This is a genomic window from Jiangella muralis (assembly GCF_001270745.1).
In the GTDB taxonomy this organism is placed as follows: domain Bacteria; phylum Actinomycetota; class Actinomycetes; order Jiangellales; family Jiangellaceae; genus Jiangella; species Jiangella muralis.
In genome coordinates this window covers 75,889-102,165 of record NZ_KQ434751.1, presented here as the reverse complement: position 1 = coordinate 102,165, position 26,277 = coordinate 75,889, and the positions used below count along the sequence as shown (strand labels likewise).

Below are 26,277 nucleotides of genomic sequence, written 5' to 3'. Positions count from 1 at the left end.
GCTCGAACCCCTCCACCGGCTCGGCCGACGGCGGGGGCGGCGGGATCGGGACGGCCCGCAGCGCGGCGAGCGCCTCAGCGGCCGAGGCGAACCGGTCGTCCGGATCGGCGGCGACCAGCCGGCCGATCACCCCCGCCAGCGGCCCGTCCGGCACCGGCGCGCCCGACTCCCCCGGGCGCCGGCCGGTGCGCAGTTCGATCAGCACGACCCCGGCGGCGTAGAGGTCCTGCCGCGGATCCGGATCGGCGCCGCGCCGGACCTCGGGCGCCGAGTAGCCGGGCGTGTGCACGACCTCCGCCGCGCTGGTCAGCCGCGGCTCGTCCAGCCGGGCGGCGATGCCGAAGTCGGACAGCCGCAGTACGGGCGCGCCGACGCCGGTCGGCTCGAGCAGCAGGTTGGACGGTTTGACGTCGCGGTGCACCAGGCCCGCCTCGTGCACCGCGGCCAGCCCGGCCAGCAGCTGGCCGCCGAGCGTCGCCGTCCACCAGTCCCCCAGCGCGCCGTGGTCGGCCAGCAGCACCGCGACCGACCCGCCGGCGACGATCGGCATCACGAACAGCACACGGCCGTCGTCGGCCCACCAGCTGGACGGGGTGAGGACGTGCGGGTGGTCGACCCGGGTGGAGGACTCGCGGACGAAGCGCAGCAGCGCCGCGCCGTCGGACTGGCGCTGCAGCTTCGCCGCCCGGAAGACGTGTTCGCGCAGGTCCCAGACCCGCCACACGTCACCCATGCCGCCGCGGCCGAGCACGTCGACCAGTTCGTAGCGACCCGCGAACACCTCACTCATGGTCAGCTCTGCTGCTCCTCCACGCGGTCGTCCGACCACGGCGTGTGGAAGACGCCGTCGCGGTCGACGCGGTGGTAGGTGTGGGCGCCGAAGAAGTCGCGCTGGCCCTGGGTCAGCGCCGCCGGCAGCCGCGGCGCCCGCAGCGCGTCGTAGTAGGCCAGCGCGGTCGCGAAACCGGGCGCCGGGATGCCGAGGCGCGTCGCCGTGGCGACCACCGTCCGCCACGCGTCCTGCGCCGCGCCCAGCTCGGCCGCGAACCCCTCGTCGGCGAGCAGGCTGGGCAGCGCCGGATCCTTCGCGTACGCCGCGGTGATGCGGTCGAGGAACGCCGCCCGGATGATGCAGCCGCCGCGCCAGATACCGGCGATGGCGCCGAGGTCCAGCGTCCACGAGTACTCCGCACCTGCCGCCTGCAGCTGGTGGAAGCCCTGCGTGTACGACACCAGCTTCGACGCGTACAGCGCCTCCTCGACCTGCGCGGCGAACGCCGCGGCCTGGTCGGCGGGCAGCGGCGACGGGGCCGGCCCGGCCAGCCCGCGGCCGACGGCGCGGAGATCGGCGTGCCCGGACAGCGACCGGGCGAACACCGCTTCGGCGATGCCACTGACCGGGACGCCGAGGTCGAGCGCGATCTGCACCGTCCAGCGTCCGGTGCCCTTCTGCTCGGCCTGGTCGAGGACGACGTCGACGAACGGCTTCCCGGTGGCGGCGTCGACGTGGGCGAGCACCTCGGCGGTGATCTCGATCAGGTAGGAGTCGAGGCGGCCGGCGTTCCAGCCGCGGAACACCTCGGCGATGCGGGCCGGCTCGTACCCGGCGGCGTGCCGGAGCAGGTCGTACGCCTCGGCGATGAGCTGCATGTCGGCGTACTCGATGCCGTTGTGCACCATCTTGACGAAGTGCCCGGCGCCGTCGGCCCCGATGTGCGTGCAGCACGGCGATCCGTCGGCGGCCTTCGCGGAGATGTTCTCCAGCATGGGGCCGAGTGACGCGTACGACTCGGCCGATCCGCCGGGCATGATGCTCGGCCCGTTCAGCGCGCCCTCCTCGCCGCCGGAGATGCCGGTGCCGACGAAGTGCAGCCCGCGCTCGCGCAGCGCCGCCTCGCGTCGCCGGGTGTCGGCGAAGTGCGCGTTGCCGCCGTCGATGATCATGTCGCCGGGCTCGAGCAGCGGCGCGAACTCGTCGATGACGGCGTCGGTCGGGGCGCCCGCCTTCACCATGACGACCAGCCGGCGCGGCCGCTCCAGCGCGGCGACGAACTCCGCGGCGGTCTCGGCCGGGACGAACGTGCCCTCGTCGCCGAACCGCTCGACGAGGTCGCGGGTGCGGCTCGCCGTGCGGTTGTGCAGCGCGACGGTGTACCCGTGCCGGGCGAAGTTGCGCGCGAGGTTGCGGCCCATGACCGCGAGCCCGGTGACGCCGATCTGTGCCGTTCCAGCCATCAGTGCCTGCTCCTGTCGCGCCTGCCGGGGGGTCTGACGGCGGCCGCCGCCGGCACCAGTATGCCGAGCCTGCCTCGACCGGTCAGAACGCCACCCGGGTGAGGAGCCACGCGCCGCTCACCCTTCGGCGTCCGGTCCGACGTGGCCGCGGCCGCCTCCCGAGTGTCGGCGCTCCCTGCACGGGGTGGTGACACCAGCGCCAATGGTTGGCAGCAGCGTCAACACCCGTGCCGGCATCACCGCACGCTCCGCGGCGGCCACGTAGTCGCGGACGCCATCAGGGCTCGCTGCAGGTGCGGCGACCGGGTGACTGGCACTCGGGTGACAGTGGCGACGTCACTCGGGTGACACGCGGCGCTCGATGTAGCGGGCGATGCCATCGAGGACCAGGTCGAGGCCGAACGCGAAGTCGTCGCCCAGCCACTCGTCGTCCGGCTCGGCGTAACCCTCGAAGCCCTCCTCGGCGACGATGCGCGCCAGCGTCGGGTGCTCGGCCGGGTTCACGAACGTCGTCAGCATGCGGCCGTACGCCTGGTCCCAGGCCGCCTGCGGCGTGCCGGTGCGGGCCTCGACGTCGGCCAGGGTGCTCGCGAGCTGCGCGTGCCCGCGCACGTAGCCGCTGAGCACGACCAGGATGCCGAGCATCTCCCCCCCGCTGAGGCCGGTCCCGTCCATCGCACGCAGCGCCTGTTCCATGCGGCGGATCTGGTTCGGCCCCATCGGCGGCGCGTTCAGCGGGACGTCCAGGGCCCAGCGCCGGCGCCGGTAGACCTCGACGATCTCGTTGGCCCACCAGCGCAGCTGCTCGCGCCAGCCGGTGAGCCCCGCCGGCGGATCGGCGGTCCGCGAGGCGTGCTCGACCATGAGCTCGAGCAGGTCGGTCTTGCTGGGCACGTACCGGTACAGCGACATCGTCGTGTAACCGAGCTCGTCGGCCACCCGCCGCATGGAGACCGCCGCCACCCCTTCGGCGTCGGCGATCGCGATGCCGGTGTCGACGATCTGCCGCAGCGACAGCGCGGGCTTGGGTCCCCGCGTCGGCGCCGCCTGGACGTCCCACAGCAGCTCGAGCGTGCGATTCGGATCGGCCTGACGCTGGTCGATGGCCATGCTCCCCCTTCGAAGGTGCGAACTCGCTTGACGCCCATCCTAGAACTGTGTACAACATAAACACTGTGTACATCATAAACTACTTGCTATACGACGTAAACAGTTTGCCGGGAGGGTGGAAGTGACCACGAACGACGCGGCGATCGCCGCACAGGGGCTGCGCAAGCGATACGGCCAGAGCTACGCACTGGACGGGCTGGACCTGACGGTCGAGCGCGGGGTCGTGCACGGGCTGCTCGGCCCCAACGGCGCCGGCAAGACCACCGCCGTCCGCATTCTGTCGACGCTGCTCAGCTTCGACGAGGGCAGCGCCCGGGTCGCGGGGCACGACGTCGTCGCCGAGGCCGACGAGGTGCGCCGCCGCATCGGCCTGACCGGCCAGTACGCCGCGGTCGACGAGACGCTGTCCGGGCGGCAGAACCTGGTGATGTTCGGCCGGCTCTACCACCTGAGCCCGCGGCAGGCGAAGCGGCGGGCGGACGAGTTGCTCGAGCAGTTCGCGCTCACCGACGCCGCCGACCGCTCTGGCCGGACGTACTCCGGCGGCATGCGGCGCCGGCTCGATCTCGCGGCCAGTCTCATCCTGGCCCCCGAGGTGCTGTTCCTCGACGAGCCCACGACCGGCCTCGACCCGCGCAGCCGCAACGACGTCTGGGACGCGGTCCGCTCGCTGGTCGCCGGCGGCACGACCGTGCTGCTGACCACGCAGTACCTGGAGGAGGCCGACCAGTTGGCCGGCCGCATCTCCGTCATCGACACCGGCCGCGTCGTCGCCGAGGGCACCGCCGACGAGCTGAAGGCGCGCATCGGGGGCGACCGCATCGAGGTCGTCGTCCGCGACGCCGAGCAGCTGGGCGCCGCCGCCGCCGTCGTCGCCCGCATCGGGACCGCCGAGCCGGAGCTGGACGCCGACACCCGGCGGGTCAGCGCCCCGGTGGCCGATCGTATGGCCGCGCTCACCGACGCCGTCCGCGAGCTCCAGGCCGCCGGCGTCGCCGCCGAGGACATCGGCCTGCGCCGTCCCACCCTCGACGAAGCCTTCCTGCACCTCACCGGCCACCAGGCCACCGCAACCGAGGAGACCGCCGCATGAGCATCGCGCTGCAGCAACCGCCGACCCTCGTCGCTCCCCCGCCGGCCCGCACCCCGCTGGCCCGGCTGCGCTGGGCCCTGGCCGACGGCTGGGTGATGACGAAGCGCAACCTCGCGCACGTCGTCCGGGCGCCCGAAGAGGTCGTCATCTACTTCACCCTGCCGATCATGTTCGTGCTGGTCTTCGGCTACGTGTTCGGCAGCGGCATGGCACTGCCCGGCGGCGGCGACTACCGCGAGTTCCTGCTGCCCGGCGTGTTCGCGATGACCATGCTGTACGGGCTGGGCGCCACCGCCACGGGCATCGCCTTCGACGTCGACCGCGGCGTCGTCGACCGGTTCCGGTCCATGCCGATGGCCCGCTCGGCGCTGGTCGTCGGGCGCAGCGGCGCCGACATCGTCCGTGCCCTCCTGGAGATGACGACCCTGGTGGTGTGCGGGCTGCTGGTCGGCTGGCAGTGGCGCAACGGCATCGGCGACGCGCTGATCGCCGTCGGGCTGATCCTGCTGCTGCGGTTCGCGATCACCTGGATCGGCATCTACCTCGGCCTCGTCGTGCCCAACCCGGACACCGTCGGCGTCATCGTCTTCCCGGCCGCGTTCCCGCTGACCGCGCTGTCCAACGTATTCGTCGCGCCGGAGCTGATGCCCGGCTGGATGGGCGCGGTGTCGGAGTGGAACCCGCTCTCCTCGACGGTGGCCGCGTCGCGCGAGCTGTTCGGCAACCCCGGCTTCGGCGGCGACTCGTGGGCCGCGCAGCACAGCCTGCTGCTGGCCGTCGCCTGGCCGCTGCTGATCCTCGCGATCTTCGTGCCACTGTCCATCCGGCGCTACCAGAACCTGAGCCGCTGACCGGTTGCCGTCGGCGGCCGGTCGGAGGACGCTGGAGGAAGACCGTCCGGCTCCGCTGGAGGGAGGCCGAGAACCGTGCGCGCACACGACGGCGATCATCTGGTGGTCGAGGGAACGAAGGTCGGGTCCGGGCGCCGCGAGGGCGAGGTGCTGGAAACCCACGGACCCGACGGTGGCCCGCCGTTCCTGGTCCGCTGGTCAGACGGCGCGCAGTGCCTGGTCTATCCGGGCACTGACGCACACGTCGTGCCGACGGAGCCGGCGGCCGACTGACCACGACCCGGCCCATTCGGCGGCATCCGCCCGTGACCACGTGGGTCATGAGCGGCACAAGCGACTCGTCATTACCAGAGTCCTATTGCTCCCGGTTAGTCTGCTGTCCCACGACCCCGCCCGGAGCCGCCATTCATGCCAGGACGCCACGCCTCGCACCGAACCGCCGCGCCGTCGCCCTGGCCGCGCCGGCTCGGCCTGTCCGTCATGGCGGTCGCGCTGATCGGCGCGGCCGGGCTCGGCGTGGTGTCCATCCTGGACCGCGCTGACGGCGAGTGCGACGCGACGCTGCCGGTCACCGTGGCCGCCGACCCGACCCTCGTGCCGGTGCTCACCGAACTCGCCCGCGGCTACGCCGGCACCGAGCCGCGTCAGGGCGACCGGTGCGTCGAGATCGGCATCGAGGCCACCACCGCCGCGGCGGCCGTGCCCACGTTCGGCGGCGCCGAGGCGCCGGACCTGTGGATCCCGAAGACACGCGCGTTCGGCCCGCCCGTCGACGAAGGACTGATCGAGCCGCTGGCCAACATCGCGCTGTCGCCGCTGGTCGTGGCGATGCCGCAGGAGGCGGCCGCGGCGGTCGCCGACGACGACGGGCAGATCTCGTGGGCCGCGCTCGTGCAGGGCGACGCGTCCGCCGTCATCGCCGACCCCGGCGCCACGGACGAGGGCCTGGCCAGCCTGGTCGCCGTCCGCACCGCGCTGGGCGACCAACTCGAGCGCGACCAGCTGGTCGAGATCATGACGAGCGTCTCGCAGGCCGCCGTGCCCACCGTCGAGGCCGCGTTCGCCGCCACGGCAGGGGGGCCGACCGCGATCACCGCGACCGAGCAGTCCGTCGTCGCGTACAACCGCGACGCCTCCGGCCCGCGGCTCACCGCCCTCTACCCCGCCGAGGGCACGTTCGGGTTCGACTACCCGGCGTTCGCGGTCACCGGCGCCGACGACGACTCCGCCGCGCGCTCGGCCGCCGCCGCGTTCGTCACCCACCTCGAGACGGCCGAGGCGCAGGAGACGCTCCGCCGGGCCGGCTTCCGCAGCCCCGACGGCACCGCGGCCGCCGACGCGGGCATCGTCGACGGCATCCGCGCGGCGCTGCCCGAGCTGCTGCCCGCGCCCGACCCGGAGGTGATCACCGAGCTGTCCCGGCAGTGGGCGGCGCTCGCGCTGGACATGCGGATGCTCGCCGTCATCGACGTGTCCGGGTCGATGAACGAGCAGGTCAACGGCGGCGCCACCCGCATCGAGCTGACCCGCGACGCCGCCCTGGCGGCGTTGCAGCTGTTCCCGCCGGACGCCTCCGTCGGGCTGTGGGCGTTCTCGATCGAGCAGGACCCGCCGAACGACTACGTCGAGCTGGTCGACGTCGGGCCGATGAACGAGCGGCTGCTCAACGGCAGCACCCGGCAGGAGGCGCTGGTCGTCGCGGCGCAGTCGCTGCCGTCACGGGCCGACGGCGGCACCGGGCTCTACGACACCGCCCTGGCCGCGTTCCAGTCGGTGCGGAGCAGCTACGAGGCCGGCATGGTGAACTCGGTCGTGCTGCTCACCGACGGCCGCAACGAGGACGACCCCGACGGCATCGACCTCGAGACGCTGCTCACCCAGCTCACCGCCCAGTTCGACCCGGCCGAGCCGGTGCCGATCATCACCATCGGCATGGGCCCCGAGGCCGACATGGACGCGTTGCAGCAGATCTCCGCCGCCACCGGCACGACGGCCTATCACGCCGAGGATCCCAGCGACATCCAGAGCGTGTTCATCCAGGCCATGATCGAACGGCAGTGCCGCCCCAACTGCTGACCGCGTGGCGCGCCTGTCCGGTTTCGGCGGCGGCGAACCCTATGATCTTGGGTCGACGAGCGCCCGAGGGAGGTGGCAGCGATGAACAACCTGTCGTGGCCCGCCACCATCATCCTCGGCATCGTCCTGGGGCTCATCGCGGGCGCGGCCGAGAACGCCGGCGTCGGGCAGAACGAGCCGTCGGCGAGCGCGTCGGAGTCGCCGTCCGCCACCCCCGACTCCGGGTCCGGTGGCGGGTCCGGTGGCGGTGAGACGAATCCCGACACGGGCGGCAGCACCGAGGCCAACACCGTCACGCTCACCTTCGACGACGGCCCGCACCCGGTGTACACGCAGCAGGTGCTGAAGCTGCTCGAGGAGCACGACGCCATCGCCGTCTTCTGCATGGTCGGCCAGCGCGCCCGCGAGCACCCCGAGGTCGTCCGCCAGGTCGTCGACGCCGGCCACGCGCTGTGCAACCACACCGACAGCCACGACGAGCAGTTGTCCGGGCGAACCCGCGAGCAGATCGAGCGGCAGATCGGCGAGACCGACGAGGCCCTCGACGCCGCCGTCGGCGGCGACACCGAGGTGCGCTGGTTCCGCCAGCCGGGCACGTACGTGCAGCCGCAGGTCAGGGCCGTCCTCGACGACGACGAGCTGGAGCCGCTGGACTGGACCGTCGACCCGCGCGACTGGTCGCGCCCCGGCTCGGCGTCGATCGTGCAGGACGTCCTCGGCCAGGTCGAGCCCGGGTCGGTCATACTGCTGCACGACGGCGGCGGCGACCGGTCACAGACGGTCGCGGCCCTCGACCAGATCCTGACCGGCCTCGACGCCGCCGGCTACCGCTACGTCCTGCCTGGAGACCCATGACCCGCCCCGTCGCCGTCGTCGACATCGACGGCGTCCTCGCCGACGTCCAGCACCGGCTGCACCATCTGAAGCGGCGGCCGAAGGACTGGGCCGGCTTCTTCGGCGCGATGGGCGACGACACGCCGTACGCCGAGGGCATCGAGCTGGTGACGCTGCTGGCGAACGAGCACGAGGTCGTCTACCTCAGCGGCCGGCCCGAGCGCACCCGCGGCGTCACCCGGGCGTGGCTGGCCGCGCACGGCGCACCGGCCGGCACCATCATGCTCCGGCCCGACGACGACCGCCGCCCGGCCCGCCAGTTCAAGGTCGGCGTGCTGCGGCGGCTGGCGGCACACCGCGAGGTCGCCATGCTGGTCGACGACGATGCCGCCGTCTGCTCGGCTGCCCGGGCCGCCGGGTTCACCGTCTACGAGGCCGAGTGGGGCCGCTCGGACCCGACGCTGTTCGGCGCCCAGGAGACCGACGGCCGCACGTAACCTCGCTTGGTCTCCGAAACTCCGACACTCGAACCGAGCTGTGAGCGGGCGTCGCGTTGGCTGGCCGACCGTGCGCCCGGGTCTGCCGCGTTCGCCGCCCTGCGACGGTTCGCCGGAGGCCGCCACGTTGGTCGTCCCCCTGGCGCCCATTTTCTCAGCCACGTGACCGCGCCTCAAGCGGACCCGGATGGGCGCTTCGCGCGGCGGGTGTCCGCTTGACCCGCGGTCCCGCGGCCAAGAACGGGCACCTATCAGGGGGACGGGGGAGAACCGGGCACAGCCCGGGCCGTGTGTGCCGTTCGCGGGACCTTGCGTCGTTGGCGTCCTGGTCTGGTGTCACGTCCTGGTCCCCCGTCACGCCACCAGCCCCGAAACCGCCAGAAAACGCGACCACAGACCAGGACGTCACACCAGACCACGACCCACCCCGTCGTCCTCAACAGCGAACGTCGTCCGACCCAACGGCGCACTGTGTGCGCAGCGGCCAGGAGCAGCCAGCCCGGCGAACGGTGCACTCGGGCGAATCGACCTGATCATCAACGGTCAGCGACATCATGACGTCGCCACCGGTTGATGATCACGGCGCACCGGGCGGGCTCTGCCCGCACTTCCCCCGTCCCCCTGATAACTGCCCGTACTTGGCCGCGCGCGTGCGGGTCAAGCGGACCTTCGCCCGCGCGAAGCGCCCCACAAGTCCGCTTGAGGCGCACGGGCGCGGCTGAGACCATGGGCAGCAGGGGGACGGCCCACGTGGCCATGCCGGCAAACCGCCGCACGACGGCGAACCGTCCACCCGATCAGGTGGACTGTCCCGTTGGGTCCAGTCAGGCGAGGAGCAGCGCCGCCAGCGCGCCGAGCAGCATCGGCGGGCCGAACGGCAGGCTCGTCCGCCGGCCCGCCCGCCCCGCCGCCAGCAGCGCGATCCCGATCAGCCCGCCGGCCACGAACGCCAGGAACACCCCCGACGCGACCGCCGGCCAGCCCACCCACCCCAGCAGCAGCCCCAGCGACGCCGACAGCTTCACGTCGCCGAGCCCGAGGTCGGCCGGGCGGAGCAGCGCCAGCAGCAGGTAGAAGGCCAGGCACGCGGCGGCCGCCGCCCAGGCGCGTCCGTAGGCGCTCCAGTCGCCGGTGAGGGCGGCGGCGACCGTCAGCCACGCGCCGGCCGCGCCGAACGCCGTCAGGGTCAGCCAGTCGGGCAGCAGCTGCGTGCGCAGGTCCACGTACGCCAGGGCGACGCCGATCAGCCCCACCGCGAGGTAGGCCGGCAGGTCCTCGGGCGCGTTCGCCGCGCCGTCGCGGGCGATCGTCAGCAGTCCCCACACCGCCGCCGTCGCCACGGCCAGCCAGGCCGCCAGCCGGGGCGCGGCGGCCAGCTCCCGGTAGGGGACCGGGGTCGGCGGGTGGCCGCCCTCGATCAGCTCCGGGGCGACGGTCTCCGCGGGCGCCGGTTCGGTGGCCGGGACGGTCACCTGCGGGCGGTCCGGGATACGGGCGATCAGACGCGGCAACAGGGCGCCGGCGAACAGGCCGGCGGCTGCCAGGACCAGCGCGAGGGTCACGCCCGGGCGCCGATCGCCGCCGACCGCAGCGCGTCCACCGGGACGTCGGCGCCGGTCATCAGGCGCACTTGGCCGGTCGCCTGGTGGACGAGCAGGTCCAGGCCGCTGGCGACCACGCCGCCGGCCGACTGCCACGCCGTCGCCACCGGCGTCGGCCACGGGTCGTACACGACGTCGAACAGCACCCTGCCCCCGGCTCCGCTCGCGACGAGGGCTGGCGCGAGCTGGTCGAGCGCACCGGACGGCGCCGTGGACACCGTGACACCGGCGTCGGCGCAGGCGGGCAGGACGGCCCAGGGGGCGGGCTCGGCCGGGTGGCCCAGCGCGGCCGCCACGGCCAGCGCCGCCTCCGCACGGGCCGCCGACCGGACGTGCACGTGCACCGGACCGCTTTCCAGGAACGCCAGCGCCGCCAGCACGCTCGCCGCCGTCGCGCCGCCGCCCCACAGGCACACCGGCGCGGCCACCGCCAGCCCGGCGCCGGCCTCGCGCAGCGTCGCCACCACGCCCGGCACGTCGGTGTTGTCGGCGTCCCAGCCGCCGTCGGCGCGGCGGATCAGCGTGTTCGCCGCGCCCACCGTCGCCGCGACGTCGGACGCGGTCGCGGCCAGCTTGAGGGCCACCCGCTTGAGCGGCATCGTCAAGGAAAGGCCGCGCCATTCCGGGCCGAGGCCGGCGAGGAACCCGGCGAGTTCGTCCTCGCCGACCTCATGCGCGGTGTACTCCCAGTCCAGCCCGAGCTGCCGGTACGCGGCGCGATGGATCACCGGCGACAACGAGTGCGCGATCGGCGAGCCGAGCACCGCGCAACGGTTCAGCACAGGTCGCTCTCCGCGCAGTACTCGTCCAGCCGGGCGATGTTCGCGTCGTGGTCCGCCGCGGTGACGGCGAACGCGGTCTCGCCGGTCTCCAGGTTGACGGCGACGAAGTAGCAGCTGCCGTCGCTGGACGGGTTGAGCGCGGCCGCCAGCGCCGCGTCGCCGGGCGAGGCGATCGGGCCGGGCGGCAGGCCGGACACCAGGTACGTGTTGTACGGCGATTCGCTCTGCCGCTGCTCCGGCGACGTGTACACGGTCGAGTAGTCGTCGAAGGCGTAGTGGACGGTGGAGTCCATCTGCAGCCGCTCCGCCGGCACTCCGTTGGCGGCGCACGCGCCGGTGAGCCGGTTGTAGACGACCTCGGCGACCCGGGGCATGTCCTCCTCGCGGCGCACCTCGCGCTGCACGATGCTGGCGACGGTGACGATCTCGCGCGGCGTGTAGCCGAGCGCTTCGGCGCGGTTGACGAGGTCGACGTCGGTGGCGGTCTGCTCGAACCGGGCCACCATGCCGGCGACCAGCGACTCGGGCGTCACCTCGCCGCCGAGGTCGTAGGAGGCCGGGTAGAGGAAGCCCTCGGCCTCACCCTCGGCGTAGTCGGGCAGCGTCGCGGCGTCGACGGCGGCCTGCAGCTCCTCGGCGGTGAACCCGGACGTCTCGGCCAGCCGGTCCACGGTCTGGCGGACGCGCAGGCCCTCGGGCAGCGAGACCCGTTCGCCGCCCTCCCCCGCGACCAGTGCGGCGACGGCGTCGGCGGCGGTCATCTCGCTGCGCAGCACGTAGTTGCCGGGCTGGATGCCACGGGATTCGGGGTTGTCGTCGGCGGCGGCGATGAACGCGTCTTGGCTGGCGACGACACCGGCGTCGACCAGCGTGGCGCCCATGGCCCGCAGCGTCGCGCCGTCCTGGATGGTGACCGGGACCTCGCCGGTGCCCGGGCCCGGGAAGTCCTCGGGATCACCGAACAGGCCGTCGACGCTGTTGAGCACCGCGCTGCCGCCGTAGTAGATGCCGCCCAGGACCGCGCCGATGACGGTCAGTGAGGCCAGCACCGCCACGAACGAACCGAACCGGCTGCGTTTGCGCCTGCGGCGCCGCTGCCGCCGGGGGCGGACGATCTCCTCCTCCGACGTGAACAGGTCACTCATCCGATACCGTCAGCACCTCTCCAGGCGGCCCGCCGGTCGCACGTTCGGCGTCCAGCGCATCTTGCAGGATCACCATCGCCGCGGCCTGGTCGACCGCCGCACGTCCAGCACGCGACGAGACACCGCTGGCTCGCATCCCGCGCGCGGCGACGGTCGTGCTCAGCCGTTCGTCGACCAGCCGCACCGGGCATGGTGCCACATATCGGGCCAAATCGGCACCAAAGGCCCTAGCGTGCTCGGCCGCCGCGTGCTCCTTCCCATCGAGACTACGCGGTAATCCGAGCACGATCTCGATCGCGTCGTACTCGTGCGCCAGATCGCGGAGCCGCCGCAGGTCACCCTTCCCGCGGCGGACCGTCTCGACCGGCGTGGCGATCAGCCCGTCGCGATCACACGAGGCGACCCCGATACGGACCGTCCCGACATCAACCCCCAGTCTGACGCCGCGCCGCACTAGTTCGTCACGGCTTGGCCGATGGCGTGCTCCACCTGCATCAACGCCTCACCGACCTTGCCGGCATCGGTACCGCCGCCCTGTGCGACGTCGTCCTTGCCGCCACCGCCCCCGCCGAGCGCCTGCGCCGCCACGCGCACCAACGCGCCGGCCTTGACGCCCCACTCGCGGCCGGGCTCGTTGACGGCGACGACGACGCTGGGCCGCCCACTGTCGCCGACACCGGCCACCGCGACCACCACGGGCCGCTCGGCGCCGAGCCGGCCGCGGACGTCCAGCGCCAGCGAGCGCAACTCGTCGGCGGCCGTGCCGTCGGGCGCCGCGTGCGCCACGAGCGACACGCCGTAGACGTCGCGGGCGGACGCGGCCAGCTCGCCCGCGCGCTCGCCCAGCTGCGACGACCGGGCCTTCGCCAGTTCCTTCTCCGCGTCGCGGACCTGCGCGACGAGCCGCTCGACCCGGTCGGGCAGCTGGTCGGGCTGCACCTTGAGGAGGTCGGCCAGCTGGCTGACCAGCGTGCGCTCCTTCGCCAGGTACCGGAAACCCTCGATGCCGACGAACGCCTCGACCCGGCGTGAGCCCGCGCCGACCGAGCTCTCCCCCGTCAGCGTGATCAGCCCGACCTGCGACGAGTGCGCCACGTGCGTGCCACCGCACAGCTCACGCGACCACGCACCGCCCATCTCGACGACGCGCACCTCCTCGTCGTACGTCTCGCCGAACAGCGCCAGCGCGCCGAGCTCGCGGGCCCGCTCCAGCGGCATGTACGTGGCCGAGACGGAGTGGTCGCGGCGGACCGCGAGGTTGGCGACCTCCTCGACCTCGCTACGGGTCTGCGCGCCCAGCGCCTGCCCCCACGCGAAGTCGAGCCGCAGGTAGCCGGGCTTGTTGTACGACCCGCTCTGCAGCGCCTGCGGGCCGAGCACCTGGCGCAGCGCCGCGTGGACGATGTGCGTGCCGGAGTGCGCCTGGCAGGCGCCGACCCGCCACTCCTGGTCGACCTTGGCGTGGACGTCCTGGCCGCTGATGACCTCGCCCTTGAGCACCTTCACCCGGTGCACGACGAGGCCCTTGACCGGCCGCTGGACGTCGAGCACCTCCAGCTCGAAGCCGTCGCCGGTGATGACACCGGCGTCGCTGTCCTGGCCGCCGGACTCGGCGTAGAACGGCGTGCGCTCCAGCACGACTTCGAGCGTCTCGCCCTCGCTGGCGCCGGGGACGGCGACGCCGTCCAGCAGCAGCCCGCGGACCTTGCTGTCGGTCTCGAGCTCCTGGTAGCCGGTGAACGGCGTCGGGCCGGCGTCGCGCAGCTCGCGGTACGCGCTGGTGTCGGCCCCGCCGGTCTTCTTCGCCTTGGCGTCGGCCCTGGCCCGCTCGCGCTGCTCGGTCATCAGCCGGCGGAAGTGTCCTTCGTCGACCTTCAGCCCCTGCTCGGACGCCATCTCGAGGGTGAGGTCGATCGGGAAGCCGTAGGTGTCGTGCAGCTTGAACGCGGTGTCGCCGGGCAGCGCGAACTCGCCGGCCCGCTTCGCCTCGTCGGCGGCGAGATCGAAGATCTGCGTGCCGGTCTGCAGCGTGCGCCGGAACGCCTCCTCCTCGGCGTACGCGACCGACGAGATGCGGTCGAAGTCGGTCTCCAGCTCCGGGTAGGCCGCCTTCATGCAGTCCTTCGCGACCGGCAGCAGCCCGGGAATGCTGGTGCCGTCGACGCCGAGCAGCCGCATGGCCCGCACGGAGCGGCGCAGCAGCCGGCGCAGCACGTAGCCGCGGCCCTCGTTCGACGGCGTGACGCCGTCGCCGATCAGCATGAGCGAGCTGCGCACGTGGTCGGCGACAACCCGCATGCGGACGTCGTCGACGTGGTCGGCGCCGTAGCGCTTGCCGGAGAGGTCGGCCGCGCGCTGCAGCGTCGGGCGCACCTGGTCGATCTCGTACATGTTGTCGACGCCCTGCAGCAGGTACGCGACGCGCTCGAGGCCCATGCCGGTGTCGATGTTCTTCGACGGGAGGTCGCCGACGACGGTGAAGTCGTCCTTCGCCTTGACGTCGGTGATCTGCTCCTGCATGAAGACCAGGTTCCAGATCTCCAGGAAGCGGTCCTCGTCGACCACCGGCCCGCCGTCGGGGCCGTGCTCGGCACCCCGGTCGATGTAGATCTCGCTGCACGGGCCGCCCGGGCCGGGCTGGCCGGTGTGCCAGTAGTTGTCGAGCAGGCCGCGGCGCTGGATGCGCTCGTCGGGCAGGCCGGCGACCTTCTTCCACAACTCGGCCGCCTCGTCGTCGTCGTGGAAGACGGTGACCCAGACGCGGTCCTCGGCGAAGCCGTAGCCGCCGTCGTCCCGGGACTTCGTGATGAGGTCCCAGGCGTACCCGATGGCGCCTTCCTTGAAGTAGTCGCCGAACGAGAAGTTGCCGTTCATCTGGAAGAACGTGCCGTGCCGCGTGGTCTTGCCGACCTCGTCGATGTCGCCGGTGCGGATGCACTTCTGCACGCTGGTGGCGCGCTGCCACGGCGGCGTCTGCTGCCCGGTGAGGTACGGGATGAACGGCACCATGCCCGCCACCGTGAACAGCAGCGACGGGTCGGGCGAGATCAGCGAGGCGCTGGGGACGACGGCGTGCCCGTTCTGCTCGAAATGGTCGAGGAACCGGCGCCGGATCTCGGCGGTCTCCATGGTCAGAACGTGCCTCTCGAGTGCGGGTGGAACAGGTCGTCGACGGCGTCGGGGTCGGCGACGCCCTGCGTGCCGGTGCCGTCGGGCGCGATGCCCAGCGCGTGGCGCAGCTCGGCGTCGCGCTCGGCCATGCCGGCGCGAACCTCGTCGGTGAACTCGCGGACGGCGTCGCCGACGCTGCGCAGCCCGCCGGCGACGCGGTCGGCCGCGCCCTCGGGCGTCAGGCTCTCAGCCGCCTTCGTGAGCCGGCGGACCACCAGCACCCCGGCGGTGGCGCCGAGCGCGATCCAGAACAACTTGCCCATCATCGGCTCCCGAACCGCCGGCGGCGGCCGTTGCCGGCGGCCGCGCCGTCGCGGCGGGCGGAGATGGCCCGGCGGACGCCGTAGGTGAACGCGGCCGTGCGCACCAGCGGGCCGCCCAGCGTGGCCGCGAACAGCGACGACATGGCGGCGACGTTGGTGGTGACCGTCTGCGCGTTCGACGTGATGGCGTCGATGCGCTGCAGCTGCGCGTTCGTGGAGGCGAGCAGCTCGTTGGTCTCGTCGACCGTCACCGCGGTCTTCGCGACATGCTCCTGGCGCAGGTCGCGCACGACGAGGGTGAACTCGTCGACGGTGCGGCCCAGCTTGAGTATCGGCACGGCGAGGAAACCGACCAGCGCCACCAGGGCAGCGGCGGCCAGCAACCCGGCGACTTCGCCTACGGACATGGGTGGAGCTGCCTCTCTTCGGATGGTCGTCTCAAGCGTCTGACCCTACCGCGCCGGACCACCCGGCGCGGTCACGACCGGGAGACGGCCGCGGGGCGGGCCGCGGGTGCTCGCCCGGGCATCGGCAGCATGTCCATTCCCCCAGCGTAGGCGACCTCAACCCAGCCCGGCCAACGCTTTGTCCAGCGCCTTCACCCGCGCCTGCGGCGTGCGGGTCTTCATCAGCGCGAGCAGGATCGCGTACCGGCCGGCCTTCGTCAGCGCGTCGAACGCCGCCGCCTTGGCCGGGTCCGCCGCCAGGGCCGCGGCGAGGTCGTCCGGGACGGCGGCGGTGGCCTGCGACGCGTACGCCGCGGCCCACCGTCCGTCCGCCTTCGCCGCCTCGACCTCGGCCAGTCCGCCGGGGCGCATCCGGCCGGCCGCCGTCAGTTCCTCGACGAGCGCGACGTTGACCGCCGACCACGGGCTGCCCTTGCGTCGCGGCGAGTAGCGCTGCAGGAAGTGGTGGTCGTCGCCGCGGCGGCGGACGCTGTCGATCCAGCCGTGGCACAGCGCCACCTCCAGCGCCGCCCGGATCGTCAGGCCCGGCGCGCCCTTCCGCGCGATGCGCAGGACGACGCCGTCGCTGGTGCCGTGGTGCGCGGCGAGCCAGGCGTCCCAGCCGGCCGCGTCCACGAACGTGAGCGGGTCGCTCACGCGCCTGCCCCGTCCGCCATGGCCTTCCAGTGCGGGTTGTACATGAGGCCGAGCAGGTTGCCGAACGGGTCGGCGACGGTGGCGTTGGCGAACCCCTCGGCGCGGTCGACCCGCGGCTGGTGCACCGTGGCGCCCAGCTCGACCAGCCGGGCCAGCGTGCCGTCGAGATCGTCGACGTGCCAGTTCATGACGGCGCCGCCGGGCGCGTCCGGCGTGGTCGGGTCGGCCGGCGACCGCCACGCGCGGTTGATGACGCCGAACTCGTCCTGGTGGTCGCCGATGCGCCACTCGTAGTAGCCGACCAGCCCCGACGCCGGGTCGACCGCCTCGAAGTACGGCTCCAGGCCGAGCACGCCGGTGTACCACTCGCGGGCCGCGGCCATGTCGTCGGCGTAGAAGTTCAGGGTGCAGAAGCCGCGCAGTTCGATGCTCATCGATCTCTCCTTGTGCTGTTCGTTTGCTGGTGAGAACGACGGTACGGGCGGTTGTGGAACGTTCGGTTCCTCAATTCGTGCGACACTTCGATTCATGCTGGAGACGTCGGTGCGGCTGCTGCGGCTGTTGTCGTTGCTGCAGGTCAGGCGGGAGTGGTCGGGCTCGGAGCTGGCGACGCGGCTGGACGTGACCACGCGGACCGTCCGCAACGACATCGAGCGGCTGCGGATCATGGGCTACGAGGTCGAGTCGTTCACCGGCCCGGCCGGCGGCTACCGCCTCGGCGCCGGGTCGTCGCTGCCGCCCTTGGTGCTGGACGACGACGAGGCGGTAGCGGTGGTACTGGGGCTGCGCGCGGCCGCCGCGGGCTCCGTCACCGGCATCGAGGAGACGTCGCTGCGGGCGCTGGCCAAACTGGAGCGGACGCTGCCGTCGCGGCTGCGGCACCGCGTCGACGCCCTTCGCTCCGCGACGGCGTCCGCACCGGGCGTCGACGGCCGGGTCGACGCGGACGTGCTGACGGCGGTCGCGGCGGCCGTGCACGGGCACGAGCAGCTACGGTTCGACTACGCCGGCCACGACGGCACGTCATCGGTGCGGCGGACCGAGCCGCACCGCCTCGTCTACACCGGCCGCCGCTGGTACCTGCTCGCCTGGGACCTCGACCGGGACGACTGGCGCACCTTCCGCGCCGACCGCGTGCGGCCGAAGATCCCGACCGGGCCCCGGTTCACGCCCCGCCCGCCGCCGGGCGGCGACGCGGTGGCGCACGTGCTGAGCGGCGTCGGGTCGCGGGCGTACCGGGAGCAGGCCCGGGTGCGACTGGACGCGCCGATCGAGGTGGTCCGCGACAAGATCACCGCGATGGGCGGCCTGGTGACGGAGCTGGAGGACGGCAGCTGCCTGCTCCAGACCGGCGGCGACTCCTGGCACGACCTCGCCGGCTACCTCGGCAGCCTCGGGGTACCGTTCGAGGTGCTGGACCCGCCGGAACTGCGCGACCACCTGCGTTCGCTGGCCGAGCGGTACCTCTCCGCCGCCGGCTGACCGCGTGTCTCCCGCCGCCATCCCGCCCCATCCCGCTCCCGCCGCCGCCCCGCCCACTCCCCGCCGCCGCCCGGCCACGTTGATCTTGGAGCAACCGGGGAATCAGCCAGGCATTTCGGGCGGCATCTCCCCGCTTACTCCAAGATCAACCTGCGGAGGCGGTGCCCGGGGGGTGTCGCCGGGACGCGGCGGGACGGCGGCGACCGCGACTGCGGCGGGGAGCGTGGGACGGCGGGGCCTATGGGACACAGCCTTGATGAACGAGTCCTCGTGATCTACGCAGCGTGGGTGGGCTGCTCGCCGCGGGTGCCTTGGCACTGCTGGCCATGCTGGATATCGGGACGAACCGGACGTCCACGCGGCGGTCAGCCTAGCCAAGGTGGTGGCCGGTGACCGGGTGAGGCGACTGTCGCCGGGCGGCAAGCGATCTCACCCATCAAGGGTGCACCCAAATGCGGCCGGTGCTGCCGGGAGGGGACCGGCGCCGGCCAGGGTCCGAGGATGGGGGTCTCCCGGGACCTCAGCCGCTGCCGACCGGTGCATCAGGCTGGTCGGCTCGGTCCACGCGGCGGTGGCCCGGTCAATTCGGTGGCCGGTCGACTCGGTGGCCGGTCGACTCGGTCGGCCGGGCTTCTCGTTGGCTGGCCGGCCGACGCGCCCGGGTCTGCCGCGTTCGCCGCTTTGCGGCAGTTGGCCGTGGTCCGCGCGTTGGCCGTCCCCCTGGCGCCCATTTTCTCAGCCGCGTGACCGCGCCTCAAGCGGACCCGGATGGCGCTTCGCGCGTTGGGTGTCCGCTTGACCCGCGCGCTCCCGGCCAAGAACGGGCACCTATCAGGGGGACGGGGGCGATCTGGGCACACCTCATCGTCCGCTGCCGTGGCCCGGTTCGGTGTGGCACCCCACCACCGAGCCGCCGGGGGTGGGGCGGCCACTTCACGCGGGGCGGGTGCACCTCACTCGCGCAAGGACCGTATGACCGCCGCCGACGACGCCCATCCGGTGCTACGGCGGGTGACGTGCCCACCACGCGAGTGACGTCGACTCTCTGGGCCGTCTTCGATGGCGAGAATCGTCCAAACGGCACCCGGAACACGACTCCCGCCATCGAAGACGGCTCCGGGAATCGAGGACGACCCAACGGTGCACCGACAGGAACAGCGAACGCCAGCCAGCCAGGCGAACGGCGAACGGCGAACGGTGCGCGGCGCGGGCTCTGCCCGCACTTCCCCCGTCCCCCTGATAGCTGCCCGTTCTTGGCCGCGGTGCCGCGGGTCAAGCGGTGCTTCGCTCGCGCGAAGCGCGCCGTTGGGCTCCGCTTGAGGCGCGGTGCCGCGGCTGAGAAAATGGGCAGCAGGGGGACGGCCCACGTGGCCAAGCCGGCGAACCGTCGGCATCCGGCCCACTGCCGCACCCAAGGCGCCCTCGGCAGCCGGCATCACCGCCATTCTCGGACTAGGGGCGGACGGTGAGGGTGACGACGCAGCCGGGGCCGGGGCCGGCGAGGGTGACGTCGCCGCCGTGGGCGAGGGCGATCTGGCGGGCGATCGGCAGGCCGAGGCCGGTGCCGAGCCCGTCGTGGCCGTGCCAGAACGGCTCGAAGACGTGCGGCAGGTCGTCGGCAGGGACGCCGGGACCGTGGTCGGTGACGACGACGGCCAGCTCGGGGCCGCGCCGCTCGGCCGTGATCGAGACCACCGAGCCGGAGGGGGCGTGACGGACGGCGTTGTCGACGAGGTTGGCGACCGCCCGGCGCACCGTCGCCTCGTCCACCGCGCCGATCAGCCGCGGCGGCGCCGTGACCACCACCGACACCTCGCGCCGGGCCGCCAGCACGCGGGCGTCGTCGGCCACGGCGCGGGCCAGCGCGGCGACGTCGGCCGGGTGGCGGTCGACCGTGCGGGCCCGGCCGCGGGCGTCGACCAGCAGCTCGTCGATGACCGCGCGCAGCCGGTCAGCGGCCCGGCCGGAGCGCTCCAGACCCTCCCGGTACACCTCGAGCGTCGGCTGCGGATGGGCGAGCAGCACCTCGGCGTTGGTCGCCAGCACCGACAGCGGGATGCGCAGCTCGTGGCTGGTCTCCTCGATCAGCCGCCGCTGGGCGTCGGCCGCGTGCTGGAGCCGGTCGTACATCTGCTCGTACCGCCGCACCGCCCGCCCGGCCCACCACCACGCCAGCCCCGCGGCGGCCGGGCCGAGCGCCAGCACCGTGGCGGTGATCGATGGTGGCCACGTGATCGACGAGTCGGTGGTGACCTCGACGCCGTTGACCACCTCGGTGGAGGTGTCGTACTCGGTGGCGATGGTGACGCCGAACAGCAGCAGCACCGGCAAATAGCTGGCCAGGAACCCGGCCACCGCCAGCCGCACCCGCAGCGACCACCACGGCCGGCTCACGGCGCTGCCCGCAGCGACGACCACGGCGCCGCCCGCACCGACCACGGCCGGCTCACGGCGCCGTTCGCAGGACGTAGCCGACGCCGGTGACGGTGTCGATGAGCGGCGGGTCGCCGAGCTTGCGGCGCAGCCGGCTGAGGATGACCCGCACCGAGGTGGTGAACGGGTCGGCGTTGACGTCCCACACGTGCTCAAGCAGCTGCTCGGCGGACAGCACCTCGCCGGGATGGTGCATGAAGTAGCGCAGCAGCGAGAATTCACGCGCCGTCAGCCGCAGGTCGGTGCCGCCGCGCCAGGCCCGGTGCGCCGCGAGGTCGATGCCGAGGTCGCCGACCCGCAGCGTCGCGCCGGTCTCGTCGGCCCGCCGGCCCAGCGCCCGGACCCGGGCCACCAGCTCGGCGAAGTGGAACGGCTTGACGAGGTAGTCGTCGGCGCCGCCGTCGAGCCCGGCGACGCGGTCGGCGACGGCGTCGCGGGCGGTCAGCACCAGGGTGCGCCGCGGCCGCCGCAGGACCGGGTCGGCGCCGAGGCGGCGCAGCAACTCCAGTCCGTCGCCGTCGGGGAGCCCGAGGTCGAGGCAGGCGACGTCGTAGCCGGTGGTGGTCAGCAGCTCCTCCGCCGCGGCGGCGGTGCCGGCGTGGTCGACGGCGTACGACTCGTTGCGCAGCCCCAGCGCCACCACGTCGGCGAGGTCGGGGTCGTCCTCGACCAGCAGGATCCGCATGGTCAGCCCCGCCGCGCCGTGACGTCGCCCACCGTGACGGTGTCGTCGCCGAATGACACCGTGACGTCCGGGCCCGCGCCCGCCGGGTCGGCCGGCCGGAACCCGTCGCCGTTGGGCGCCAACGGGACCGCCGGCGGGTCGGTGCCGACATCCACGCCGTCGACGCCGCCCTCGTCGTTCAGCGCGTACCAGGCCAGCAGCGGCCCTCCCCCGGTGTCGAGCGTGACGTACGTGCGCAGCTCGCCGTCGGCGAGGACGGTGCCGGCCGGCTCGGCGCCGCCGATCGGGCCGAAGTCGTCGTCGAGCGCGACGAGCTCTTCGCGGCCGGCCTCGGTCTCGCCCGCCAGCAGCGCCGCGACCGCCCGCTCGTGCTCGCGGACGGCGTCGGGGTCGCCCGGCGGGAACAGCGCGCGGACGGCGTCGGCGCCGTGCGCGGCGATGCGCAGGCCGTCGTCGTCGCTCACCTGGTACGCACCTCCCGTGTCGAGCCGGTAGTCGCCGACGATAGCCGCGGCGACGCCGGGATCGACGGTGCCGCCCGGGACGTCGGGCCCCGGGATGGGCTCGCCCGCCGCGAGCGCCGGGCCGATGGCCTCGACCAGTTCCTCGGCGGTGACCTCGGGGCCGTTGGACGCGACCGCCAGCACCCGCTCGCCGTCGGGGATCCAGACGACCATGGCCTCGTGGCCGACGTCGCCGCCCCCGCCCGCCGAGGCCAGGAACGGCACGCCGAACGCGGACGCGTCGTAGGCCACCCACCCCGGTGTCTCGCCCACGCCGTCGCCGAGGTCGACCTCAGGGGTGGCGAGGACCTCCGCCGCCTCCTGCGACACGACACCGCCGGTGAACAGCGACCGCGTCCAGGCGGCGAGGTCGGGCATGCTCATGGCCAGCGCGCCGTTGCCGTCGAGCGCCCAGTGCGGTCCGGTGAAGTCGCCCGCGGCGCCGGTGCTGCCGTCGTCGAGGTAGCCGACGGCGCGGTCGCCGCGCGCCGCCGGGGAGCCGTCCCAGAAGCCGGCCGACGGCAGGTCGCGCAGGACACGCGTGGCCGCATGCTCGCGGTAGCTCCCGGCCACCTCCTCGACCACCAGCGCCAGCAGCGTGTACCCGGCGTTGGTGTACAGATAGTCGGTGCCGGGTGGGAATGCCTGCTCCATGGCGCCGATGGCCGCCAGCGCGTCGTCGCGGCTCAGCGGCTGGTGGTCGGCGCCCGCCGAGCCGTTCAGCCCGCTGGTGTGCACCAGCAGCTGCCGCACCGTGGCGTCGGCGACCGGGCCGCGCAGCTCCGGCAGCAGGTCGCCGACCCGGTCGTCGAGGGTCAGCCGGCCGTCGTCAGCGAGGCCGAGGACGGCGGCCGCGGTGAACGCCTTGGTGACCGAGCCGATGGCGAAGACGGTGTCGGCGGTGTTGGGGCGATCGGCGGCGCGGTCGGCGGCGCCGTAGCCCGCCTCGCACACCGGCTCGCCAGCCGTGGTGATGGCGACCGAGCCGCTGAAGCCCGCGTCGGCCCACGCGTCGAGCGCGGCGTCGCAGCCATCGCTCGCGGAGCCCGCAGACCTCGCGGAGCCCGCCGGGCTCGCGGGACTCTCGGCGTCGGACGTGCAGGCGGCGAGCAGCACCGCGGCGGCGGCGAGCAGGGCCGGCAGGAATCTGGTCATGCGACGACCGTAGGAACCCGGCCGCGAACACGATGTGAACCAAACGCGGCGCTGGTCGACGCCCGGTCAGGAGGTGAGGAAGTCCCGGATGGCTGTGACCACAGCGGGCAGGTCGGCGGCGTCCGGGAGGTGGTAGGGGCCGTCGAGGGGGACGAGATGGGCGTGTGGGAGGGCGGTGGCCAGCTGGCGGGCGCCGGCGAAGGGGACGACGCGGTCGTGGTTGTAGTGCAGGACCAGGGAGGGCGCGGTGATCTGGGGCAGCAGCTCGGAGACGTCGATGTCGTAGACGGCCTCCAGGTAGCCGGCGGCCACCTCGCGAGGTGCCGAGTCGCGCAGGACCTGGGCGAGGTGGAAGGCGGCGGCGTCGGAGGCGCCCGGGCGGTAGAGGTCGGCCATCAGGCGGGACCCCAGGCCCCAGTGGGCGCGGACCAGGTCGACCAGGGTGCGGTTGAGGTCGGTGTGGATGAACGCGGACGGGCCGCTGGCGTACGTGCCGAAGAAGATGAGGCGGTCGACGAGCTCCGGGTGGCGGGCGGCGCAGGCGATCGCCACCGGGCCGGCCTGTGACATGGCCAGCAGGCTCGCCCGGCCGCCGGTCCGGCGGATCACGGCGGCCAGTTCGGTGACGCTGGGCTCCAGGCCGTAGTCGCCGGGGACGCCGCCGCGAGACAGGCCCGTGCCGTACCGGTCGTACAGGGTCAGGCGGGTGTGCCCGGCCAGGCGCTGGAGGAGGGACGAGCGCGGGTCGCGGCCGGAGGCGGTCACCTCGATGGAGGAGACCCAGGCGGGCAGCGCGATCAGTGGCGGGCCGGTGCCGATCTCGGCGTAGGCGATCGTACGGTCACCGGCGGAGGCGTAGCGGGCCCGCAGGCCGGCGAGCGGTGGCGGGTCCGCGGGTGTGCCGGGGACCTCGTGCCGGAGAATCTCCAGCTCCAGCCGCCGGATCGGCTCGGACGGCTCCAGGCCGAGCTCGTCGGCCAGGTGGTCCTTGTATGCCCGGTAGCTCTGCAGGGCGTCGGCCTGGCGCCCGAGTTCGTAGAGCGCGCGCATCAGCAGGGCGCGGCCGCGTTCCCGGAGCGGGTGCTCGGCCACGAACGGCTCGAGGGACGGCAGTGCCTCGGCCGGCCGGTCGCACTCCAGCAGCGCGGCCGCTCTGGCCTCGACCGCCGTCAGCCGCGCCTCGGTCAGGCGGATCGCCGCCAGCCTCGCCACGTCGGTGTCGGCGAACTCGGCGAAGGCGGTGCCGCGCCACAGCCCGAGCGCGTCATCGAGCAGGCTGACGGTCACGGCCGGCGGCGCCTGCCGTGCCTGTTCCAGCAGGTCCTCGAACCGGACGGCGTCGATCTCCACCTGGTCCGGACGCAGGGCGTAGCCGGGGGGACGGGTGGTGAGCACCTCCGGGCCGAGTATGCGGCGGAGCCTGGAGACCAGGCTGTGCAGCGCGCTCACCGGATCTGCGGGTTGCGCGTCGCCCCACAGCAGTTCCGCCAGCCGATCGGCCGAGACGACCTCGCCGGAACGGGCCAGCAGCGCGGCCAGCAGGGCACGCTGACGGTTGCTGAGCGGAAGCGGCTGGTCCGCATCGACGGCCTCGACCGACCCGAGCACCCAGAACTTCATCCGCCGCGTCCCTCGCCGATGGCAGTGAGGCGCTCATCGTCGCACGCAAGGGTGCTAGCGGATCGCCGTGCCAGCGATCTGGGGGTTGATGGGGAGGAACGCCGATCGCATGCTGTAGTGCTGGAGGTCCACCGAGGTGAAGCCCGCGTCGCGGATGGTGCGTTCGGTGTCGCGGCGGACGTCGCAGCCCTCGAAGAGCCAGTGCCAAGGCCGGGCGGTCAGCCGTTGCAGGCGCCCATAGCCGCCGTCGGCCCGTACGTGCTCGAGGAACAGCAGCCGCCCGCCGGGCCGCAGCACCCGCCACACCTCCTCCACGGCCGCGACCGGATCGGGCACCGTGCACAGCACCAGCGTGCTCACCACGGCGTCCACGCTGGCGTCGGGCAACGCCATCCGTTCGGCGGTCGCGGTGCGAAGCTCCAGCTCGATGCCGTGGCGCCGGGCGGCGGCCCGGAGCGGGCCGTGCATGTGGACGTTCGGCTCGATCGCCACCAGCCGGGTGCCGGGCCGGTAGTAGCGCAGGTTGGCGCCGGTGCCGGGACCGATCTCCACCACCTGCTCGGGCAGGTCCGCGAACAGCGCCCGCTTCCGCCCGCCGACGAGCAGCTGGGCGTAGCGGTCGGCGGCGCGCAGCGTGGCGGCGTTCAGACGGCCCCGGACCGGGTTGCTGATGCGGTGTCTCACCCTCGCCCCCGCCTCGCTCATGCCGCCGACCTCGAGGTCCCGATTCCGGTGGCGAACTCGCTGATCAGGCCGTTCACCTCGGCGGCCCGGGTGACCTGCGGGCAGTGGCCCGCGCCCGGCAGCGGGGTGACGACGGCGTCCAGGGTCGCGGCGAGCGCGGCCGACCAGGCGGGCGGCACGACGGCGTCCCGGTCGCCGTGGATCAGCAGGACCGGACAGGTGAGCTGCGCCGCCAATCGACGCAGCTTGGCGGCCTGAACGCCGGCCGGCGGGCCCGAGCGTGCGGTGACACCGGCGGCGAGCACCTCCGGTGTGACGTCCAGCGCCATCCGGACACCGTCCTCGCGAGCCTCGGCCGTGGCCTCGTCGCCCAGAGCCGTGTCGACGAACCACCGGGCGAAGCCGGGGTAGTCACGCTGCCAGGCCCGCCGGTTGTAGCACGCCCACCCGTCGTCGCCCGGTCGCTCCTCGTCGAAGGTCGCGATGGCGCGCACCAGCGGCGCATGCTCGTCGCCGGTGAGATCGGCTGCCGCGGAGATCAGCACCAGCCCGGCCACCCGGTCCGGATGCAGCGCGGCGGTCAGGTAGGCGACCAGCCCACCGAGGGAGTTGCCGACGAGCACGGCCCGGTCGGCGCCGGCCGCGTCCAGCACCGCGAGCGTGTCGGCCACCAGCTCGGTGACCCGGTAGCGCTCCGGCTCGGCCGGCCGGTCCGACCGGCCGCTCCCCCTGGCGTCGTAGGACAGGCAGCGGAACCGATCGCCCAGCCCGTCACGCTGGGCCGCCCACAGCCCGCTGTTGGTGATCATCCACGCCGGCAGCAGGAGCAGGGTGGGCTCGCCGTGCCCCACCTGCTCGTACGCGATCCCCACACCATCGCGTTCCACCCGGCCCTGCTCTCTTCGCAGCATCATGCGACCACGGTCCCCGGCCCGCCTGTCGCGCCACTGTCAT

At 73.5% G+C, this 26,277-nt stretch carries 25 protein-coding genes; 7 read left to right on the top strand and 18 right to left on the bottom strand.

Annotation, left to right across the window (positions count from 1 at the left end; genetic code table 11):
• The 3 genes from ACW62_RS34960 to ACW62_RS00430 form a co-directional block, all read right to left on the bottom strand.
• The coding region (locus ACW62_RS34960) for a serine/threonine-protein kinase (RefSeq protein ID WP_205629046.1) at positions 1-790 on the bottom strand (790 nt) is incomplete at its 3' end.
• Positions 791-792: 2 nt separating this feature from the next.
• Complete coding sequence (gene gndA, locus ACW62_RS00435; RefSeq protein ID WP_053202120.1) at positions 793-2,235, bottom strand: NADP-dependent phosphogluconate dehydrogenase; 1,443 nt, start codon at positions 2,233-2,235, stop codon at positions 793-795.
• 336 nt (positions 2,236-2,571) lie between these two features.
• Positions 2,572-3,345 (bottom strand): TetR/AcrR family transcriptional regulator, encoded by a 774-nt coding sequence (locus ACW62_RS00430; protein WP_053202119.1) that lies wholly within the window; start codon positions 3,343-3,345, stop codon positions 2,572-2,574.
• Positions 3,346-3,466: 121 nt separating this feature from the next.
• Here ACW62_RS00430 and ACW62_RS00425 point away from each other — a divergent pair, with 121 nt between their 5' ends.
• The 6 genes from ACW62_RS00425 to ACW62_RS00400 all read left to right on the top strand — a co-directional run bounded on the left by ACW62_RS00425 (position 3,467) and on the right by ACW62_RS00400 (position 8,696).
• The gene (locus ACW62_RS00425) at positions 3,467-4,438 is read left to right on the top strand and encodes an ATP-binding cassette domain-containing protein (RefSeq protein ID WP_053202118.1); all 972 of its coding nucleotides are present in this window, start codon (positions 3,467-3,469) and stop codon (positions 4,436-4,438) included.
• Complete coding sequence (locus ACW62_RS00420; RefSeq protein ID WP_053202117.1) at positions 4,435-5,289, top strand: ABC transporter permease; 855 nt, start codon at positions 4,435-4,437, stop codon at positions 5,287-5,289. The genes ACW62_RS00425 and ACW62_RS00420 overlap by 4 nt, the downstream gene beginning before the upstream one ends.
• A gap of 75 nt (positions 5,290-5,364) precedes the next feature.
• Positions 5,365-5,562, top strand: a complete 198-nt coding sequence (locus ACW62_RS00415; RefSeq protein WP_053202116.1) for a DUF1918 domain-containing protein — start codon at positions 5,365-5,367, stop codon at positions 5,560-5,562.
• Positions 5,563-5,697: 135 nt separating this feature from the next.
• Entirely contained in the window at positions 5,698-7,365 is a 1,668-nt protein-coding gene (locus ACW62_RS00410) for a substrate-binding domain-containing protein (RefSeq protein ID WP_053202115.1), read from the top strand.
• An 81-nt stretch (positions 7,366-7,446) separates the two neighbouring features.
• Positions 7,447-8,220, top strand: coding sequence for a polysaccharide deacetylase family protein (locus ACW62_RS00405; RefSeq protein WP_053202114.1), 774 nt, complete (start codon positions 7,447-7,449; stop codon positions 8,218-8,220).
• Complete coding sequence (locus ACW62_RS00400; protein ID WP_053202113.1) at positions 8,217-8,696, top strand: phosphatase domain-containing protein; 480 nt, start codon at positions 8,217-8,219, stop codon at positions 8,694-8,696. Before ACW62_RS00405 ends, ACW62_RS00400 begins: the two co-directional genes overlap by 4 nt.
• 824 nt (positions 8,697-9,520) lie before the next feature.
• Here the strand turns inward: ACW62_RS00400 and ACW62_RS00395 are convergent.
• The 9 genes from ACW62_RS00395 to ACW62_RS00355 form a co-directional block, all read right to left on the bottom strand.
• Positions 9,521-10,258: a prepilin peptidase gene (locus ACW62_RS00395; RefSeq protein WP_053202112.1), complete on the bottom strand. Its 738-nt coding sequence runs from the start codon at positions 10,256-10,258 to the stop codon at positions 9,521-9,523.
• Complete coding sequence (locus ACW62_RS00390; RefSeq protein WP_205629045.1) at positions 10,255-11,079, bottom strand: shikimate dehydrogenase; 825 nt, start codon at positions 11,077-11,079, stop codon at positions 10,255-10,257. Before ACW62_RS00390 ends, ACW62_RS00395 begins: the two co-directional genes overlap by 4 nt.
• Complete coding sequence (mltG, locus tag ACW62_RS00385) at positions 11,073-12,224, bottom strand: endolytic transglycosylase MltG (protein WP_053202111.1); 1,152 nt, start codon at positions 12,222-12,224, stop codon at positions 11,073-11,075. Before mltG ends, ACW62_RS00390 begins: the two co-directional genes overlap by 7 nt.
• Positions 12,217-12,678 (bottom strand): Holliday junction resolvase RuvX, encoded by a 462-nt coding sequence (gene ruvX, locus ACW62_RS00380; RefSeq protein WP_053202110.1) that lies wholly within the window; start codon positions 12,676-12,678, stop codon positions 12,217-12,219. Before ruvX ends, mltG begins: the two co-directional genes overlap by 8 nt.
• A complete protein-coding gene (gene alaS, locus ACW62_RS00375) occupies positions 12,678-15,353 on the bottom strand; it encodes an alanine--tRNA ligase (protein ID WP_053202109.1) in 2,676 nt (891 codons plus the stop codon). The genes ruvX and alaS overlap by 1 nt, the downstream gene beginning before the upstream one ends.
• 2 nt (positions 15,354-15,355) lie before the next feature.
• On the bottom strand, positions 15,356-15,658 hold the full coding sequence (locus ACW62_RS00370; RefSeq protein WP_205629044.1) for a DUF6167 family protein: 303 nt from the start codon (positions 15,656-15,658) through the stop codon (positions 15,356-15,358).
• A complete protein-coding gene (locus ACW62_RS00365) occupies positions 15,658-16,065 on the bottom strand; it encodes a DUF948 domain-containing protein (RefSeq protein WP_053202108.1) in 408 nt (135 codons plus the stop codon). The genes ACW62_RS00370 and ACW62_RS00365 overlap by 1 nt, the downstream gene beginning before the upstream one ends.
• 156 nt (positions 16,066-16,221) lie before the next feature.
• Positions 16,222-16,761, bottom strand: coding sequence for a YdeI/OmpD-associated family protein (locus ACW62_RS00360; RefSeq protein WP_053202107.1), 540 nt, complete (start codon positions 16,759-16,761; stop codon positions 16,222-16,224).
• Positions 16,758-17,195: a VOC family protein gene (locus tag ACW62_RS00355; RefSeq protein WP_053202106.1), complete on the bottom strand. Its 438-nt coding sequence runs from the start codon at positions 17,193-17,195 to the stop codon at positions 16,758-16,760. Before ACW62_RS00355 ends, ACW62_RS00360 begins: the two co-directional genes overlap by 4 nt.
• 94 nt (positions 17,196-17,289) lie before the next feature.
• Here ACW62_RS00355 and ACW62_RS00350 point away from each other — a divergent pair, with 94 nt between their 5' ends.
• Complete coding sequence (locus ACW62_RS00350; protein ID WP_053202105.1) at positions 17,290-18,243, top strand: helix-turn-helix transcriptional regulator; 954 nt, start codon at positions 17,290-17,292, stop codon at positions 18,241-18,243.
• Between the two features lie 1,452 nt (positions 18,244-19,695).
• On the opposite strand, the gene ACW62_RS00345 is transcribed toward ACW62_RS00350, so the two are convergent.
• The 6 genes from ACW62_RS00345 to ACW62_RS00320 all read right to left on the bottom strand — a co-directional run bounded on the left by ACW62_RS00345 (position 19,696) and on the right by ACW62_RS00320 (position 26,237).
• On the bottom strand, positions 19,696-20,682 hold the full coding sequence (locus tag ACW62_RS00345) for a sensor histidine kinase (RefSeq protein WP_053202104.1): 987 nt from the start codon (positions 20,680-20,682) through the stop codon (positions 19,696-19,698).
• Between the two features lie 7 nt (positions 20,683-20,689).
• Positions 20,690-21,361: a response regulator transcription factor gene (locus tag ACW62_RS00340; RefSeq protein ID WP_053202103.1), complete on the bottom strand. Its 672-nt coding sequence runs from the start codon at positions 21,359-21,361 to the stop codon at positions 20,690-20,692.
• A 2-nt stretch (positions 21,362-21,363) separates the two neighbouring features.
• Positions 21,364-23,019, bottom strand: coding sequence for a serine hydrolase domain-containing protein (locus ACW62_RS00335; protein ID WP_053202102.1), 1,656 nt, complete (start codon positions 23,017-23,019; stop codon positions 21,364-21,366).
• Positions 23,020-23,085: 66 nt separating this feature from the next.
• On the bottom strand, positions 23,086-24,639 hold the full coding sequence (locus ACW62_RS00330) for a bifunctional AfsR/SARP family transcriptional regulator/alpha/beta hydrolase (protein ID WP_053202101.1): 1,554 nt from the start codon (positions 24,637-24,639) through the stop codon (positions 23,086-23,088).
• 54 nt (positions 24,640-24,693) lie between these two features.
• Positions 24,694-25,344, bottom strand: a complete 651-nt coding sequence (locus tag ACW62_RS00325; protein ID WP_053202100.1) for a class I SAM-dependent methyltransferase — start codon at positions 25,342-25,344, stop codon at positions 24,694-24,696.
• On the bottom strand, positions 25,341-26,237 hold the full coding sequence (locus tag ACW62_RS00320; protein ID WP_083458963.1) for an alpha/beta fold hydrolase: 897 nt from the start codon (positions 26,235-26,237) through the stop codon (positions 25,341-25,343). The genes ACW62_RS00325 and ACW62_RS00320 overlap by 4 nt, the downstream gene beginning before the upstream one ends.
• Positions 26,238-26,277: the final 40 nt, after the last annotated feature.

Bases quoted from the DNA above. Each gene is read 5' to 3' on its own strand.
- gndA (WP_053202120.1), bottom strand. From the start codon at position 2,235: ATGGCTGGAACGGCACAGATCGGCGTCACCGGGCTCGCGGTCATGGGC.
- ACW62_RS00370 (WP_205629044.1), bottom strand. From the start codon at position 15,658: ATGGGCAAGTTGTTCTGGATCGCGCTCGGCGCCACCGCCGGGGTGCTG.
- alaS (WP_053202109.1), bottom strand. From the start codon at position 15,353: ATGGAGACCGCCGAGATCCGGCGCCGGTTCCTCGACCATTTCGAGCAG.
- ACW62_RS00320 (WP_083458963.1), bottom strand. From the start codon at position 26,237: ATGATGCTGCGAAGAGAGCAGGGCCGGGTGGAACGCGATGGTGTGGGG.
- ACW62_RS00340 (WP_053202103.1), bottom strand. From the start codon at position 21,361: ATGCGGATCCTGCTGGTCGAGGACGACCCCGACCTCGCCGACGTGGTG.
- ACW62_RS00330 (WP_053202101.1), bottom strand. From the start codon at position 24,639: ATGAAGTTCTGGGTGCTCGGGTCGGTCGAGGCCGTCGATGCGGACCAG.
- mltG (WP_053202111.1), bottom strand. From the start codon at position 12,224: ATGAGTGACCTGTTCACGTCGGAGGAGGAGATCGTCCGCCCCCGGCGG.
- ACW62_RS00355 (WP_053202106.1), bottom strand. From the start codon at position 17,195: ATGAGCATCGAACTGCGCGGCTTCTGCACCCTGAACTTCTACGCCGAC.
- ACW62_RS00365 (WP_053202108.1), bottom strand. From the start codon at position 16,065: ATGTCCGTAGGCGAAGTCGCCGGGTTGCTGGCCGCCGCTGCCCTGGTG.
- ACW62_RS00410 (WP_053202115.1), top strand. From the start codon at position 5,698: ATGCCAGGACGCCACGCCTCGCACCGAACCGCCGCGCCGTCGCCCTGG.
- ACW62_RS00350 (WP_053202105.1), top strand. From the start codon at position 17,290: ATGCTGGAGACGTCGGTGCGGCTGCTGCGGCTGTTGTCGTTGCTGCAG.
- ACW62_RS00420 (WP_053202117.1), top strand. From the start codon at position 4,435: ATGAGCATCGCGCTGCAGCAACCGCCGACCCTCGTCGCTCCCCCGCCG.
- ACW62_RS00335 (WP_053202102.1), bottom strand. From the start codon at position 23,019: ATGACCAGATTCCTGCCGGCCCTGCTCGCCGCCGCCGCGGTGCTGCTC.
- ACW62_RS00400 (WP_053202113.1), top strand. From the start codon at position 8,217: ATGACCCGCCCCGTCGCCGTCGTCGACATCGACGGCGTCCTCGCCGAC.
- ACW62_RS00405 (WP_053202114.1), top strand. From the start codon at position 7,447: ATGAACAACCTGTCGTGGCCCGCCACCATCATCCTCGGCATCGTCCTG.
- ACW62_RS00430 (WP_053202119.1), bottom strand. From the start codon at position 3,345: ATGGCCATCGACCAGCGTCAGGCCGATCCGAATCGCACGCTCGAGCTG.
- ACW62_RS00325 (WP_053202100.1), bottom strand. From the start codon at position 25,344: ATGAGCGAGGCGGGGGCGAGGGTGAGACACCGCATCAGCAACCCGGTC.